At 36.0% G+C, this 15682-nt stretch carries 12 protein-coding genes and 1 pseudogene; 4 read left to right on the top strand and 9 right to left on the bottom strand.

Features of this window, described 5'->3' with window-relative positions; genetic code table 11:
- Window positions 1-25: 25 nt before the first annotated feature.
- From glgA to PH4a_RS15455, 5 genes and pseudogenes are all read right to left on the bottom strand, one after another.
- Window positions 26-1459: a glycogen synthase GlgA gene (gene glgA, locus PH4a_RS15475; RefSeq protein WP_129040999.1), complete on the bottom strand. Its 1434-nt coding sequence runs from the start codon at window positions 1457-1459 to the stop codon at window positions 26-28.
- Window positions 1460-1578: 119 nt separating this feature from the next.
- A pseudogene (gene glgC / locus PH4a_RS15470) lies at window positions 1579-2865 on the bottom strand (glucose-1-phosphate adenylyltransferase); the annotation flags it as partial.
- Between the two features lie 21 nt (window positions 2866-2886).
- A complete protein-coding gene (gene glgX, locus PH4a_RS15465; RefSeq protein WP_129040997.1) occupies window positions 2887-4956 on the bottom strand; it encodes a glycogen debranching protein GlgX in 2070 nt (689 codons plus the stop codon).
- Between the two features lies 1 nt (window position 4957).
- Window positions 4958-7141, bottom strand: a complete 2184-nt coding sequence (gene glgB, locus PH4a_RS15460) for a 1,4-alpha-glucan branching protein GlgB (protein ID WP_129040994.1) — start codon at window positions 7139-7141, stop codon at window positions 4958-4960.
- Window positions 7142-7506: 365 nt separating this feature from the next.
- Window positions 7507-8388 (bottom strand): LysR substrate-binding domain-containing protein, encoded by an 882-nt coding sequence (locus PH4a_RS15455; protein WP_129040992.1) that lies wholly within the window; start codon window positions 8386-8388, stop codon window positions 7507-7509.
- Between the two features lie 119 nt (window positions 8389-8507).
- On the opposite strand from PH4a_RS15455, the gene PH4a_RS15450 reads away from it, so the two are divergent.
- Window positions 8508-9233, top strand: a complete 726-nt coding sequence (locus PH4a_RS15450) for a sulfite exporter TauE/SafE family protein (RefSeq protein WP_341868132.1) — start codon at window positions 8508-8510, stop codon at window positions 9231-9233.
- Window positions 9234-9297: 64 nt separating this feature from the next.
- On the opposite strand, the gene PH4a_RS15445 is transcribed toward PH4a_RS15450, so the two are convergent.
- Window positions 9298-9912, bottom strand: a complete 615-nt coding sequence (locus PH4a_RS15445) for a TetR/AcrR family transcriptional regulator (RefSeq protein ID WP_129040988.1) — start codon at window positions 9910-9912, stop codon at window positions 9298-9300.
- An 86-nt stretch (window positions 9913-9998) separates the two neighbouring features.
- Between PH4a_RS15445 and PH4a_RS15440 the strand changes: the two genes are divergently transcribed.
- Both PH4a_RS15440 and PH4a_RS15435 read left to right on the top strand, forming a co-directional pair.
- Window positions 9999-10772: a DJ-1/PfpI family protein gene (locus tag PH4a_RS15440; protein ID WP_129040986.1), complete on the top strand. Its 774-nt coding sequence runs from the start codon at window positions 9999-10001 to the stop codon at window positions 10770-10772.
- A 50-nt stretch (window positions 10773-10822) separates the two neighbouring features.
- A complete protein-coding gene (locus PH4a_RS15435; RefSeq protein WP_129040983.1) occupies window positions 10823-11419 on the top strand; it encodes a sugar O-acetyltransferase in 597 nt (198 codons plus the stop codon).
- A gap of 86 nt (window positions 11420-11505) precedes the next feature.
- Here PH4a_RS15435 and PH4a_RS15430 read toward each other — a convergent pair whose 3' ends face one another.
- Both PH4a_RS15430 and PH4a_RS15425 read right to left on the bottom strand, forming a co-directional pair.
- Window positions 11506-12276 carry a GNAT family N-acetyltransferase gene (locus PH4a_RS15430; RefSeq protein ID WP_129040981.1) on the bottom strand — a complete coding sequence of 257 codons (771 nt, stop codon included), beginning with the start codon at window positions 12274-12276 and terminating at the stop codon, window positions 11506-11508.
- A gap of 9 nt (window positions 12277-12285) precedes the next feature.
- Entirely contained in the window at window positions 12286-13395 is a 1110-nt protein-coding gene (locus PH4a_RS15425) for an NAD(P)/FAD-dependent oxidoreductase (RefSeq protein WP_129040979.1), read from the bottom strand.
- Window positions 13396-13934: 539 nt separating this feature from the next.
- Between PH4a_RS15425 and leuE the strand changes: the two genes are divergently transcribed.
- Window positions 13935-14582 carry a leucine efflux protein LeuE gene (leuE, locus tag PH4a_RS15420; RefSeq protein ID WP_064719944.1) on the top strand — a complete coding sequence of 216 codons (648 nt, stop codon included), beginning with the start codon at window positions 13935-13937 and terminating at the stop codon, window positions 14580-14582.
- 72 nt (window positions 14583-14654) lie between these two features.
- Here leuE and PH4a_RS15415 read toward each other — a convergent pair whose 3' ends face one another.
- Window positions 14655-15677 (bottom strand): methyltransferase, encoded by a 1023-nt coding sequence (locus tag PH4a_RS15415; RefSeq protein WP_244212901.1) that lies wholly within the window; start codon window positions 15675-15677, stop codon window positions 14655-14657.
- Window positions 15678-15682 lie beyond the last annotated feature (5 nt).

Here is a 15682-nt window from a genome sequence, read left to right as displayed (position 1 = left end):
CTTTTTATTCAAATAGACATCGTATCTATAATCGCTGATACAGTGCCGCATAAGTGTTTGCAGCCGTTTCCCAACTAAATATAGTTTGGCTCATTGCGTCTTGTTGCACTTGTTTCCACTGTTTTGGCATTGACCATAAAGTGAAGGTACGCTCAATTGCAGAGCGTAAGTCGTCTAATGTCGTTTCATAAAAAACAAACCCCGTTGCTTGATGTCGTGCCAGATTTTCTAATGAGCAATCATGTACGGTGTCAGCTAAACCACCAGTATGTCTTACTAAGGGTAAGGCTCCGTATTTCAAAGCATATAATTGAGTTAAACCGCAGGGCTCAAAGCGACTTGGCACCATAATGACATCAGCACCAGCAATAACTTGATGAGAGAAACTTTCATCATAACCAATATGAATAGCTACGTTTTGTGGGTATTGTTGTTGAGCATTTAAGAATGCGGTTTCAAGATCATTATCACCCGTGCCAAGCAACACAAATTGGCCACCTTGTTCAACAATATCAACAAGGGTCGCTAATACTAAATCAAGACCTTTTTGAGAGGTTAAGCGACTAACAACAGCAAAAAGAGGTGCGTCGTTATTGATAGGTAAACCACATTTTTTTTGGAGAACTGACTTATTTTCACTGCGTTTATCGAGTGATTTCACACCATAACGATGCTCAATCAGCGTATCTATGACTGGATCCCAAATCGCCTCGTTGATACCATTTAAAATGCCACTAAGGCGCTGCTCATCATTACGTTGCTTTAATAAACCCTCTAAACCATTACCAAATTCATAGGTGGTTATCTCTTTAGCATAAGTTGGGCTAACCGTTGTAATGTGATCCGCATAAAACAGACCCGCTTTTAAAAATGAAATTTGCCCGTAATATTCCAATCCATTGATAGAAAAACAGTCGTCTGGCAACTCAAGTTGATGAAGATGATGGGGGGAGAATTCGCCTTTATAAGCAAGATTATGCACAGTAAATACAGATTTTGCTGCGTAATGTTTTACTGCTAAATAAGCACATGCAAGCCCTGCGTGCCAATCGTGGGCATGAACAATCTCAGCTCGCCATAAAGGATCAAGTCCCGCAGAGAGCTCACTGGCAACCCAACCTAGCAGGGCAAAACGAAAAACATTATCATTATAGGCGAGTTGGTGCTTGTCGTGATAAGGGCTACCTGCACGCTGATAAAGATAAGGAGCATCAATAAGGTAAAGATCAACACCTTGGTATTGCCCATAAAGTAAGGAAATATTTCCAGCAAAAGTATTAATATTAATGACTAATTTTAAGTCGGCAATATTATCTTTAATTGCAGGAAATGCAGGTATTACAACCCGTGCATCTAAACCTATTCGTTTTTGTGCTAAAGGAAGAGAACCCATAACATCAGCCAATCCTCCTGTTTTTAGCAGTGGAAATAATTCAGAGCAGCAGTGGAGAACATTCACGAAAAAGCCTCCTCATTTTGCGGTTTTTGCTTGTTTTCTATTTCATTGGATATTGTGCTGTTAGGTGTTGCGTTGTCAGGTGATGTGTTGTAACGCGTTGTTTTATCTTGTTTTTCAGATTCTTTTTGAGCCAATTGTTCAAGCATTTCTCGAGTAACTAATACAATACCTTCTTCAGTACGATAAAAACGTGCCGCATCTTCTTGTGCATTCATTCCAATCACAGTACCTTCAGGGATAGTACAACTACGCTCAATAATGCAGCGTTTTAAATAACAATGGTGGCTAACGGTTACGTCTGGCAAAATTACAGAATCTTCAATATGACAAAAAGATCCCACTCGTACTAATGGGAATAAGACAGCAGAATAAAGTGTTGACCCGTTGATAATACAGCCATCAGCAATCAATGAGTTCATCATTTGACCATGTTCGTTATGATTATCTTGTACAAATTTTGCGGGTGGTAATGGCGTCATAAAAGTACGAATTGGCCAATCTTTCGCATATATATCAAGCGCAGGCGTCACAGAAGCTAAATCTAAGTTTGCAGACCAATAAGCTTCAATGGTTCCTACATCACGCCAATAAGGCGGTACTGATGGATCTGAACTCACACAAGAAAGTTCAAAAGGGTGAGCTAATACATCACCACGTGCCGTAATTTTGGGAATGATATCTTGGCCAAAATCATGATGAGAATTAGGATCAAGACTATCTTCTTCTAATAAATCAAATAGATATTCTCTATCAACCACATAAATACCCATACTGGCTAAAGCATGTTCGGGATCACCAGGAATACAAGGAGGATTTGATGGTTTCTCTAAAAAGTTGAGTACTTTACGGTTTTCATCAACATCCATAATTCCAAATTGGAATGCATCTTTTTTAAGTACAGGAATACAAGCAACGGTAAATTTTGATTTATTTTCAAAATGATCAAGTAATAAACGCGCATAGTTCATTTTATAAATATGATCACCGGCTAAAATCACCACATATTTAGCATTATAACTACGAAGAATATCGAGATTTTGATAAATAGCGTCTGCTGTGCCCATATACCAATGTTCAGTATTTTTACGCTGTTGAGCCGGTAATAAATCCACAAATTCATTCATATCTTCATTAAAAAATGACCAGCCACGTTGTATATGCTGAACCAATGAATGCGATTGATATTGTGTAATTACACCAATACGACGGATGCCAGAATTGAGGCAGTTTGATAATGTAAAATCGATAATACGAAACTTCCCACCAAAAAAGACTGCCGGTTTTGCTCGTTTTGCTGTTAACGCTTTTAAGCGTGTACCACGACCTCCCGCTAAAATGAGTGCAATTGCATCCTTAGGAAGTTGTTGTGCCAACATCAATTTTTGGCCTTGTTCTGTTGTCATCATAGTTATAGCACTCCAATCAAATTACTCAGTCTGGGAGGAAATCGTTGGTAACTTCTCAGCGCAAGGCTGAGGATAAAAAACGCGACTTCGCCAGAGCGTGATACTGCTAGGTTGTATTTCACATTGCTGTTTTTGTGTTGGATAACACCGCGGCCAATTTGCGGTATCTAGCAAACAAGACCATTGACCTTGAGGTAAAGAAAAAAGGGCACTATTTCGTAATGGATTAATCATCAAAATCCATTGCTGAGCTAAAACAATTTGTAATGGAGAAGGTGGGAGTTGTTGCCAATCTTCATTGCTAATTGGCTCACCATGTTGGTTTAACCAAATAATATTTTGGCTATTACTTTCCCACCACTCTAGAGATTGCAATGGGATAATTTGGCGGCGTAATTCAATAAGGTGACTAATATAATCTGTTAGGTTATAAGGTGGTTGAAACCATTTTATCCAACTAACTTTATTATCTTGGCAATAAGCATTGTTATTACCGTACTGTGTATTACCTAATTCATCGCCCGCTAATAAGTGAGGTGTACCTCTAGAGAGCAGTAATGTGGCAAATAAGTTTCTTATTGCATGTAATCTGAGGTGTTCTATTTTATCGTTAACAATCAAACCTTCCTCACCAAAATTCACACTGTAATTGGTGTTATGCCCATCTAGATTTGATTCACCGTTTTCTTCATTATGTTTATTTTGATAACTAACCAAGTCGCGTAATGTAAAACCATCATGGCTAGTCAGCATATTAATGCTGGAATATGGCGGCCTACCATGTTTATGATATAGCTTGGCTGAGCCAGTAATAATGTCGGCAAATGTAGCAATAGAGACATCTCGCCATAACCAAAAACGACGAACAACATCACGATAAGTATCATTCCACTCAGTAAATGGAACAGGAAAATTACCGACTTGATAACCATCAGAACCCAAATCCCAAGGTTCTGCGATAAGCTTAATACGAGAAAGTAGCGGATCTTGACGTATGGCTGTTAATAACGGTGAATGCACATCAAAATAAGGTACTCTGCCAAGACTCGTTGCTAAATCAAATCGAAAACCATCAACATGATATTCGGTTACCCAATAACGTAAACAGTCCATAACCCACTGAACAGTTTCGGGACGATTTAAATTAAGTGTGTTTCCACATCCAGTCCAATTTTGTGCTTTATTCTCATCGTTTAACCAATAATAAGCCTGATTATCAATGCCACGTTGTGCAACAATATAACCTTCAGTTTGATCACTTAATTCTGCCGTATGGTTAAATACCACATCTAAAATAACTTCAATATTAGCTTTATGTAGGCGCTTTATGGCTTCTCTAAATTCATCCATAATATTGCGACCCGTGTTTGAATAATATTGTGTCGCTAAAGCAAAAGGTGCTAATACGTTATAGCCCCAATAGTTTTTTAATCCAATATTATTAAGATGAGGCTCAGTTAAGTGATATTGAACGGGTAATAGCTCCAGAGCGGTGATACCCAATTTTTGCAAATGGGATATAAAAGCAGGGTGTCCTAATGCAGCGTAAGTACCTGCAATGTCATTAGGAATATCTGGATGAAGTTTCGTCAGTCCTTTTACGTTTCCTTCATAAATAATAGTTTCTGACCATGGTGTATTTAAACGCTGATAGGTTTCTTTCTCTTTATAAGAATGACAAAAACAGCCACTATCATCTGTAATAATACCTTTGGGCATCATTGCGCTATTATCATGCTCTAACACATTAAAAACAGAGGAAGTAAAGGGTAGCGTATTATCAATAAGTTCTGTAACTTGTTTGGCATAAGGATCTAGCAATAGCTGTTGTGGTTGATAAAACAATCCATGTTCGGGATCCCACTTGCCCTCTACACGATAACCATAGTGTAAACCAGGCCCTGCACCGGGTAAGTAACCGTGCCAGATATGGCCCGTTTTACCGGGTAGTTGATAGCGGATCTCTTTGCCTGCTTTATCAAATAAGCAAAGTGTTACTTGAGTGGCATTTTCACTAAATAATGTGAAATTGACACCATAGCCATCATAATGGCTCCCCATAGGAAAAGGACGACCATAATCTAATGACATATTAATCCTTTACTGTTAAATAAAGTGTAGCAAGTGGCGGTAAAGTCAGTGTCAAAGAGTTAGGCTTGCCATTGAATACCTCTGCGATTGTATTTATTTCACCTAAATTTCCAACATTGCTTCCATTATAAAATTCAGAATCACTGTTTAGGATTTCCTGATAAGCACCAGCACGATAAACACCAACAACATAGTTATGATGCACAACTGGCGTAAAATTGCAGATAACGACGACTTCATTACCTTGTTTATCACGACGACAGAAAGCAAAAACGGAGTTGTCTTGATCATCAACGGTTAACCATTCAAAACCGTTTCGATCAAAATCACATTCATAAAGTGGGGTATGAGATTGGTAACAATCATTTAGATCACGAACTAAATGCTGCATACCTTTATGGGGACTTTCAGGATTTTCTAATAGATGCCAATCTAAGCTACTGTCATGGTTCCATTCACGCCATTGTGCAAATTCACATCCCATAAAAAGCAATTTTTTACCCGGAAATGCCCACATAAAGGCAAGATAAGTACGTAAATTAGCGAATTTTTGCCAATCATCACCGACCATTCGGCCGATTAGTGAGCCTTTACCATGAACGAACTCATCGTGAGACAAAGGGAGGACAAAATTTTCGTTATAGGCATAGAGCATACCAAAGGTCATTTGATTATGATGGAATTTCCGATAGATAGGATCGAGCTGCATATAAGACAAAGTGTCATGCATCCATCCCATATTCCATTTGTAATTAAAACCTAGCCCGTCATCATCAGGAGGCAGTGTTACACCAGGAAAATCGGTAGACTCTTCAGCTATGGTTATTGTACCTGAGCAATTTGTACCCAATAATTTATTGGTATGGCGAATAAAATCGATAGCTTCTAAATTTTCACGGCCACCATGTTTATTGGGGATCCATTCACCTTCTTTGCGGCTATAGTCGCGATAAAGCATTGAAGCTACGGCATCAACTCGGAAACCATCTATTGCAAAGTGTTCATGCCAATAAAGCAAATTACCCGAAAGATAATTCATTACTTCATTACGACCATAATTATAAATTAAGGTATTCCAATCTGGGTGAAAACCTTCTCGTCTATCTGCATATTCATACAGAGCAGTGCCATCAAAACAGCGTAAGCCGTAGTCATCTTCAGGAAAATGACCGGGAACCCAATCTAAAATCACACTAATGCCCGCTTGATGCGCTGTTTCAATAAAATCACGAAAATCCATTGGCGAACCAAAACGGCGAGTGGGCGAATATAACCCTAATGGTTGATATCCCCATGAACCATCAAAAGGATGTTCGTTAATGGGTAATAATTCGATATGTGTAAAACCCATATCTTTAACATAAGGAATTAATTGTTCTGCCAGTTCGCGGTAACTTAACCAACTTTGATCATCAACATGGCGACGCCAAGAACCTAAATGCACCTCATAAATAGAAATAGCAGCATTACGCTGATTCGCGTGTTGGCGCGATAACGGCATAGATTGAATGGGAGGTAAGGTATTAATAACAGAGGCAGTTTCAGGACGAACTTGCGTTTCAAACGCATAAGGGTCAGCTTTAAGATGACGCTGCCCATTGGTATCTAAAATGGCATATTTATAGCGCTCACCAAGCTGTGCTTGCGGGAGAAAAAGCTCCCAAATACCACTTTCACGGCGTAAACGCATAGGAAAACGACGTTCATCCCAAAAAGAGAAATCTCCCACAACACTGACACTTTGTGCATTAGGTGCCCATACGGCAAAAGAGATACCACTAATATCTCCTAATGTAACGGGGTGTGCACCTAAGCATTGATAAGGACGAGAATGATGACCTTGAGTTAAAAACCAGATATCCATTTCTTGAAGCAACACGCCAAATCGATATGGGTCTTCAATAATGTCTTGGTCATTTTGCCAAGTAACAGCTAAACAGTAAGTAAAACTGCGCTTACGTCTAGGAATAACACCAGAATAAAAACCAGCAGGGTGCTTTTGTTCTAATATAGCAACCTTACGGCCATTTTTTTTATCGATAACACTTACAGCGGTTGCATCGGGTAAAAATACACGGACTTCTAACCCAGTAGATGTTTCATGCATGCCAAGTAGAGCAAAAGGATCAGACTCAAACCCATTAATCAGTTTTTCTATTGCTTTCTTCGTCACGGCTACAGACATCTCATCGTCCTTAGTTGCCAGCAAAATAAATTAGTAAACTTTATTAGTTGATATCAGCATAGAACGTGGATTTAAGTTAAACAATAAGTGTTTATAACTGATTATATAAAAATTGAATAATAAACATACGTGAAATAGCGTGCATTTATATTGTAATTAATTGTATTTATTTGGTTTTAAATCTAATGACAGGTAAATTCTTCGAATAATTAAAACAGCACGATTAGCTTTTTTAATCGCGAGAATAACGCATGAAGCATTAGTTAATTTTAATTAAATAAATAAAATAAGCGTTAGTCTATATACTAAAAAAGTTAGAGAAAGTATATTTCATTACAGATTTTTGGCTTATTTCATTAGTAAAATTAACTTTTCTGTATTGTTAACCATTGTTCAAAATCAATATGTGTTTTTGTTTTTTGAACACCAAGAGGCGTTAACGCATAGTAGCAAATAGGGGCAATTTGAATTTCAGGAAATAAGATCTTTAATCGGCTATCACTAATATCATTTGATAAAATAGAAAGTGGGCCAATTCCAATACCTAATCCATCTAAGATTGCCTGCAAAGAAATATGAAAATGGTCAAATCGATAATGACGAAAAAACTGCTCATTTGTGTTGAGTTTTGCCTTAGTTAGCCATTGTTGCCAGTGCCCAGGCCGAGTTAATGTATCAATAACAGGGCAGTTAAAAACATCCCTCAATTCAGTGACGTTGTAACGTTTTAATAGTTTTTCAGAGGCCACAAGGCAATGAACATCATTAAGAAAAGCAATAGATGAATATTCCTGTTGTTGAGGATGTGGACGAATAATCAAATCATCATGACTAATTAAATGAAATCGCTCACTATTTGCTGATGCTATTTGGATATTCGCATTAGGATATTGCTGATAAAAATCCTCCATTCGAGGAATTAACCATTTAAGACACAACGTTGTAGGCACACTAATATTAAGAATATCGTTTTTACCTCCGTTACCATAACGAAAACCAATATCATTTAATTTATCAAAAACATCACTTAACTCTTGCGCCAGTGTTAATGCATAAGGTGTAGGAACTCTCCGTAAGCCTTGTTTATAAAATAGAGATACTCCAAACCATTTTTCTATCACCTGAATATGTCGACTAATTGCCCCATGAGTGACACACAATGTTTGAGCTGCTTCAGTAAAACTTTGACTATGACAAGCAACAAGAAAAGCTCGCAGTGAAGGCAGGGGGGGGAAATTTTTCATCATAATATTCTCATTATCGCTTTCTTATTAAAAGTCACAGTATTGTGACATTTTATCACAGGCAAAAATAAAGAAGATAGGTATGATACTTTTCTTTAACTTATTGAACTTAAAGGATGATAATGAGCTTTATTGCTGTGATTTTATTAGCAGTATTTTCTGGGGTAATTAGTGGTGTTGTGGGAACGGGCTCATCTATTTTACTTATTCCAGCACTAACTTATGTATTTGGTGCTAAAGAGGCTGTCCCTATTATGGCGTTAGCTTCTGTTATGGGAAATTTATCACGTATTTACTTATGGCGTCATAGTATTCGCTTAAAACCATTATTTTATTATCTATTACCTGGTGTTCCTGCCGTGATCCTTGGCGCAAATACATTATGGTTACTGCCTGAAAAGTGGATTAATATTGGAATGGGGTTATTTTTTATTTTTATGATCCCAATTATTCATTTATTACGCCGTCATCAAATTAAAATGAAAACCTACCAAGTTATTATTTCAGGTGCTGTTGTTGGCTATTTAACGGGGGTTGTGTTCTCAACAGGCCCACTTACAATACCTATATTTTCGGCATATGGATTAACGTTAGGCCCATTACTTGCTACAGAGGCTGCTGCTTCTTTTATTATTTACCTTACAAAAGCACTGACATTTAGCCAGTTAGGTGCCGTTGATAGTTTTATTTTAATTAGCGGTGTATTAGTCGGCGGTGGATTAACATTAGGAAATTTTTTAGGTAAAAAGCTTGTACTAAAACTTACGCCAAAACTATTTCAATGGTTACTTGATAGTATGTTAATTTTTGCGAGTGGTTCTCTATTAATCAATGGTTTATTTTCATAATTAAGCAATCAACGCATTATTGCGTTGATACTGATGATTAAATCTATTTTTGCCATTATTTATCTTATTGTTCAGATAGAAAGGGCGAAATTAACATTAGTGATATATCAGCTAAAGGAATAAGTGAATCTACCGATGCTCCAGCTCTTGCTCTTAACGAAATTGAGTGCAAGAGTGCAACAATACCTAATGCAATAGAGTGAACATCTACAGTTTCTTTTAATTCTCCCATTTCGCGGGCATCTTTTAAGACATCAATAACTTGCTGTGTTTGCGCATTAATAACATCATTAAGCATCGATTGAATTGCAGGATCTGCGATTTCAGTCACTGCGGTTGAAAGCACCATACATCCTGTTAATCCCTCACTATCAGTATAAAAACGAATAGCTGACAAAAGATAACGCTGTATTCGCACTGCAATAGTATCTTCTGGAGAATGCTTTTCTAGTTCATGATAATAACGTGTCGCTGCAATATGATTAAAACGCTCAATAGCTTTTGTATAAAGTGCGGCCTTATTGCCAAATGCTGAATATAAACTGGGTTTATTCATTTGCGTTTCAATAACCAAATCATCCATTGATGTGGCTGTAAATCCTTTTCTCCAAAATAATGCCATAATTTTATCAAGTGCAGCATCACTATCATAACGACGAGGGCGACCTTTCTTTTGCATTTTGTACCATCTAGTAAGAAATGTATTTACTCAGTATAGAACAAATGTCATTATTTTACTAACCAGTACAAAATAGGGAGAAAGAAATGAATAAGCATGAAATGATTTATGGAAAAAATATGGCTTCAATTATTGAGCTTGTTGAAGAGGGGCGGAAACAACAACTTAACCCATTAAAGATAGGTATTTTTATTTGCCCTGGTTTTATGCCTATGGATATTAATGGCGCACAATCTGTATTTACCATTGCCAGTGCTGAGATCTACTTTATTTGGAAAAAGAAAGAGTTAGTCGAAGGTTATATTGGTTGGCCAACAATGCCAACAATGACCTTTGATGAATGTCCTGAAGATCTCGATGTCTTAGTTGTGGGAATGGTGCCTCCAGAAATCGTTGAAGATACTGAAACTTTGGCTTTTTTTGCCAATATTGGTCGTAAAGCGCGCTATGTTATTGGTACATGTTATGGTTCTTTAGTACTAGGAGCTGCGGGTTTATTAAATGGTAAAAAAGCAACCAGTAACACAAATGTGGTACCTATGCTGCCTGATGTTGGTGCAACGGCTGTTGCGGGGAGTGATGTCGTTATTGATGGAAATATTTATACATCAGGGCCAGCCACCGGGTCATTTGACGCTTCTTTATTGGTATTAGAGCAGCTATTAGGAACTCCTTTTGCGCAATTAACAGAGCTGGCAATTGAGTATGATCCAAGACCTCCTTTTGGTACTGGCTCACCAACACTGGCAGGGCCAGAGATGACAGCAATAGCGCAAACACTGACAGCGAAATTGAATCAACAATTTCACCAATCAGCCCGCAATGGATTCAAAAAAACAAGGTTAACTGAAAATAATTAAGCTAGGATGCTATCTTTAGCTGTTTTATGCATTTAATCTTTGGAGTCATTATGACTGAATACGAAAAAATGGTATCAGGCCATCTTTATCACGCAAATAAAGAAGAAAAACTGCAACTAATAAGAACAAAAGCGCGCGAAATTATTTATGATTTTAATCTCACTCGTCCTTCTGAAGATGCGAAAAGAATTAATTATTTAAAACAGCTATTAGGAAAAACAGGAAAAAATTTTTATATTGAACCACCATTTCATTGTGATTACGGTGAATTAATCGAAATTGGTGAGAATTTTTATTCTAATTTCAATTTGACTATTTTAGATTGTGCACCAGTAAAAATTGGCAGCAATGTGATGTTTGCTCCGAATGTAAGTCTTTTAACTGCAACCCATCCTATCGATCCTGAAATACGCAGCAGTGAGCTTGAATATGCACTTCCCATTACTATTGGTAATCATGTTTGGTTAGGAGCAGGATGTATCGTTTTACCTGGTGTTACTATTGGGGATAACTGTGTTATTGGTGCAGGAAGTGTAGTAACTAAATCTATTCCAGCCAATTTCGTTGCTGCTGGTAATCCCTGTCGCGTTCTTCGACAGATTGGAGAAAAAGATAAAGCTGATGCTCAACAACGAAACTATAGGTAATTTTTCACATAAATAAAATATCAGTAACTTATTATTTAGGCTCAACAATATCCAATAAACATATCTAGTTGAGCCTAAGAATATTATTACTCTTTAATAAAACTCAAATAATTAAAGAGTGGTTTAAACCCAAATTTTCGATACAACTCTAAACCATCAGCTGATGCATCTAAAAAGCAGCGCTCAACACCTTGCTCACGACAAAACTCTAAAACATGTGTAATTAAGTGCGTTGCATAGCCGTTTCCTTGGTAATTAATATCTGTTCCAATATCATCAAAACGTGCTAGGTTTTCATGCAAAGTTAACGTTAATGAAGAAACGGGAGCACCATCTACTAATAATGCGTAGTGAAAAATATTGGCGCCATTATCTAATGCTTTTTGATGATAACGAATATATTCAGTAATAATTGTATCTTCATCACCATTATCACTCACGGGAAATGCTGTTTTTAATGGATGAGCCCATTGTTCTAAATTATGGTTAGTTAAAATAATGTCGCATGGACTATTTTTATAGTTAGGGTACGTCGCTTCTGATAGCGTTAAATACATCGCTGTAGTCATTCCGTCGCCACTATAACCTGCATTTTTAATCATAGTGTCAAAATCAGGTAATAGAGATTCTGGAAAAACTAAAATATGTCCTTTTTTCTGAGAGGAAAATAGGGTACTAGCTTGTTGAAATGCGCTTTCTGTTGCACCTTGGCGAAGGTAAATAAAATTAAAAATAGGTGCATCCATTGGGGTCATAAAGCAGTGAGTGTGATCACCAATACGAATATTATTTTCGCAAATTTCAGACCAAAAGGCTTTTTCTATAATTTTAAATTCTTTATACAGTTGTGCATCCATAATGGTTCTCTAGATAAATCGCGATAAGCGATAAGGGGTAAGCATAGGGTTCGCTTTTTGGTGTATCAGTTCTTGTGCAACTAATTCACACAATAAAGGTGACAGTGTCACGGCTGCATGCATAGTAACAATATATAGTCCCTGAAAGGGAGACACAGGACCAACAATTGGCATTTCATCTTTGGGCATAGGCCGTTCACCAACTGAGACTTGTGTAATCGTTAGTTTACCGATATCTGTAAAATTATCATAAAAAGTCTCTTTCGCACGTTGCGCAATGTGCTCAGGGTGATGTTCATCACTATTATCAATGTAATCTTCTGCTGCAATAATCTCATTTTGAGCCAAATGACGTAACTCCATTTCTGGCGTAGAAATAATACAGGGTAAAAATACATTATTAGCAGTATAGGTTGTTTTTAATAAAATACTTGGTGATGCATATAGAGGTAAATCAATCTGTTGTGCAGATAATAGCGGTAAAGCGCCAGTACCAGCAGTTAAAATAACATAATCACCATATAAATCGCCTTGGGCTGTTTTAACACCAATAATTTGGTTGCCTTTACGTAAAAGTGCAATGACTTCATTATTCTCACTATATTTAACTCCCATATTTTGAGCTTGTTGAAGTAATATTTTGATTACATGTAAAGGATCTACTGCACCTTCATTCATCGCAAATGCTGCTAATTCGGGTGGATTACTAAGCTGAGGTACTTTTTTAATAAGTTGTTTTTTAGTTAGAGGTTGAACATTAAAACCGGCTTGATTATGAGTTTTAATAAATTGCTCAGTTTCACTTTCAGAAGACATCCAACTTATTGCTCCAGACCAATCTATATTGAGTAGACCTTGAGTTTGTTTATCAAGCTCTCGCCAGCTGTTAATTGAATCCGCACGTAATTGTTGATAAGCATCAGGACGTCCATAAGAAACATTTAGCCAAGCAAAAGAGGCACTCGTAGCACCAGAGCCAGCCGTAGATTTATCAAGTAAGATAACCTGCATATTACTCATTTTTGCTAAGTACCATGCCTGCATTACACCGACAATACCTGCACCAACAATAATAATTTTCTTTTGAAAATGCAGTTGTTGTGCTTTGTTTGGTCTCATTTCAATTTCTCTAGTAACAAAGGTTATAAACCCTACATACAATAGTAAAAACGATACAGACTAATCTTTTTAACAAAAAGGATCTTGTTTATTCTATCACTATTCGTGCTAATCAATCATTGCAGATAACAATAAAATTATATTTTTCAATTACTTATAAAATAAAAGCCATCTAATAACACATGATAAATCAGAAATAAAAAAACAATAGCTTAATACTCTATAACATAAAACAAACAATAGGATATTATTGCTATATTATACTTAAAATATAGTTTTTATAACTAACTTTTAAAAAAATATCAGATTATTAGCCTTTAAAAAAGATAATAACAGCACCGTACTATAACAATGGTTAAGCTTAGATTATTACTCTTAATTTGAATGTAGCAATAGACTATACAACTGCCTTTTAGTTTGATTATTAGAATATAAATCTTATTTATATTTATAATAAAGATTATTGTTTTACAAATTTATTAACGTCGATATGATAGCTCACATATCCAGCATGTCATTTTAATTTAAAAAGGCGTCATATGTTAGAAAATATCGGTATTTCAAATATTTGGACATACCTTTTAGGCGTTATTTTTATCACGTTAGTCCCTGGACCTAACTCGATTTTCGTCCTAACTTCCAGTGCGAAGCATGGCGTAAAAGGGGGGTATAAAGCCGCTCTTGGTGTTTTTACGGGTGATGCATTATTAATCTTTTTGGCATTTTTGGGGGTTGCTTCATTAGTCAAGACTTCACCCGTCTTCTTTATTATTATTAAATATGCAGGTGCTCTTTACTTAACTTATTTAGGATTAAAAACCCTATATGCAACGTTTCAAAAGAAAAAAGAGACAGCAGAAGAGGTCTCAGTAGAAGCAATAAAAGCAAAAGATGGTTTATATGTTAAAGCTCTATTTTTAAGTATGCTTAATCCTAAAATGATTATTTTTTATGTGTCATTTTTTATTCAATTTATTGATCCTAAATACGAAAATGCGGGTATTCCATTTTTTGTATTAGGCGTAATTTTAGAAACTTGTAGTATGCTGTATTTATCTATACTTATCTTTGGTGGTGTCGCAATTACTAATAAAGTTAAGCATAACAAACGACTAGCTTCATTATCTAACAGTTGTATTGGCGCCGTATTCTTACTTTTTGGCGCTAAATTAGCTTTAACAGCTTAATGCGACAATTTAGATATCAGGTCACTGCTTAATTAAGTAGTGACCTTTTTTGCTTTCTATATACACTTATATTTATTTTATAACCACTTCTAATATAACGTTATAAGTATCTGTTTTAATAATTTTATTAATTTTTAAATCTGCTTGATCTAATAAATTATTAAATTCATCAACTGTTCTCTCTCCTGACTCAGGGAAAGCACTCATACAAAGAATATCCATATACTTCGCAGTGTCTGGTATGTTTTTCTTGAAGATAACAGGTTCTATAATAAGAACTTTAGAGTCAGGCTTCATTGCTTTTCTAAAATTTTTAAAGAAAGTAACGGCACTGTTATCATCCCAATCATGAATGATGTATTTAATTAAATAAATATCTGATTCAGGGTAGTCACCAAATAGATCTCCTTCAATTAATTTCCATCGGCTATCATCACCTAATTCTGTTAATCGAGTTCTTTCTAATACATGTTTACGATCAAATAACTGTCCTTTTAATGTTGGGTTAACTCTCAATACTTCTAATAATAAACCACCTAATCCGCCGGCAATATCTGTAACGACTTTATTTTTAGGAAAATCATAATGTTTTACTATAAAATAATTTTCTATTTTTGAAAGCGAATTCATACCTACCTGAAAATCATGATCTTCTCTCACATTATCTTGCCAATATTCATAGAAAGACATGCCATATAAATTTTCAAAAGCAGGATTTCCTTGAACAGATTCAACAACATCTCCTACAGGGCGCCAAAACGTTTCATTCGTTAACATTAATATAGAGTCACGCAATGTATATTCATGATCACTTAGTAAAAAATGTCCCGCCGGTGCAAGTGAATACGTTAACCCCTCTGATTCATAAAAAATATTTTCAGAAGCTAATATTCTTAATATCCTATTTAATGCCAATGGTAATGAATTTGTTTCTTTGGCTAATTCATTTACACTTTTTGGACCATCTTTAAGTAAATCTGCAATTTTTAATTTTGCAGCTGCTCTTAATGCTGCTGGAATAGCAAATAGCATTGTCTTTTTTATTAAATCTATAGCAGCAGCTTTATTTTTTAAATCAAAGGTATTATTATTCATGTTAT

Origin of the sequence: Proteus hauseri (assembly GCF_004116975.1) — a bacterium.
GTDB classification, from domain to species: Bacteria; Pseudomonadota; Gammaproteobacteria; order Enterobacterales; family Enterobacteriaceae; genus Proteus; species Proteus hauseri.
Note: the sequence above shows the minus strand (reverse complement) of the source record. Positions and strands in the feature narration are given on the sequence as shown.

Bases quoted from the DNA above. Each gene is read 5' to 3' on its own strand.
- glgX (WP_129040997.1), bottom strand. From the start codon at position 4,956: ATGTCATTAGATTATGGTCGTCCTTTTCCTATGGGGAGCCATTATGAT.
- glgB (WP_129040994.1), bottom strand. From the start codon at position 7,141: ATGTCTGTAGCCGTGACGAAGAAAGCAATAGAAAAACTGATTAATGGG.
- PH4a_RS15455 (WP_129040992.1), bottom strand. From the start codon at position 8,388: ATGATGAAAAATTTCCCCCCCCTGCCTTCACTGCGAGCTTTTCTTGTT.
- PH4a_RS15450 (WP_341868132.1), top strand. From the start codon at position 8,508: ATGAGCTTTATTGCTGTGATTTTATTAGCAGTATTTTCTGGGGTAATT.
- PH4a_RS15445 (WP_129040988.1), bottom strand. From the start codon at position 9,912: ATGCAAAAGAAAGGTCGCCCTCGTCGTTATGATAGTGATGCTGCACTT.
- PH4a_RS15440 (WP_129040986.1), top strand. From the start codon at position 9,999: ATGAATAAGCATGAAATGATTTATGGAAAAAATATGGCTTCAATTATT.
- PH4a_RS15435 (WP_129040983.1), top strand. From the start codon at position 10,823: ATGACTGAATACGAAAAAATGGTATCAGGCCATCTTTATCACGCAAAT.
- PH4a_RS15430 (WP_129040981.1), bottom strand. From the start codon at position 12,276: ATGGATGCACAACTGTATAAAGAATTTAAAATTATAGAAAAAGCCTTT.
- PH4a_RS15425 (WP_129040979.1), bottom strand. From the start codon at position 13,395: ATGAGACCAAACAAAGCACAACAACTGCATTTTCAAAAGAAAATTATT.
- leuE (WP_064719944.1), top strand. From the start codon at position 13,935: ATGTTAGAAAATATCGGTATTTCAAATATTTGGACATACCTTTTAGGC.
- PH4a_RS15415 (WP_244212901.1), bottom strand. From the start codon at position 15,677: ATGAATAATAATACCTTTGATTTAAAAAATAAAGCTGCTGCTATAGAT.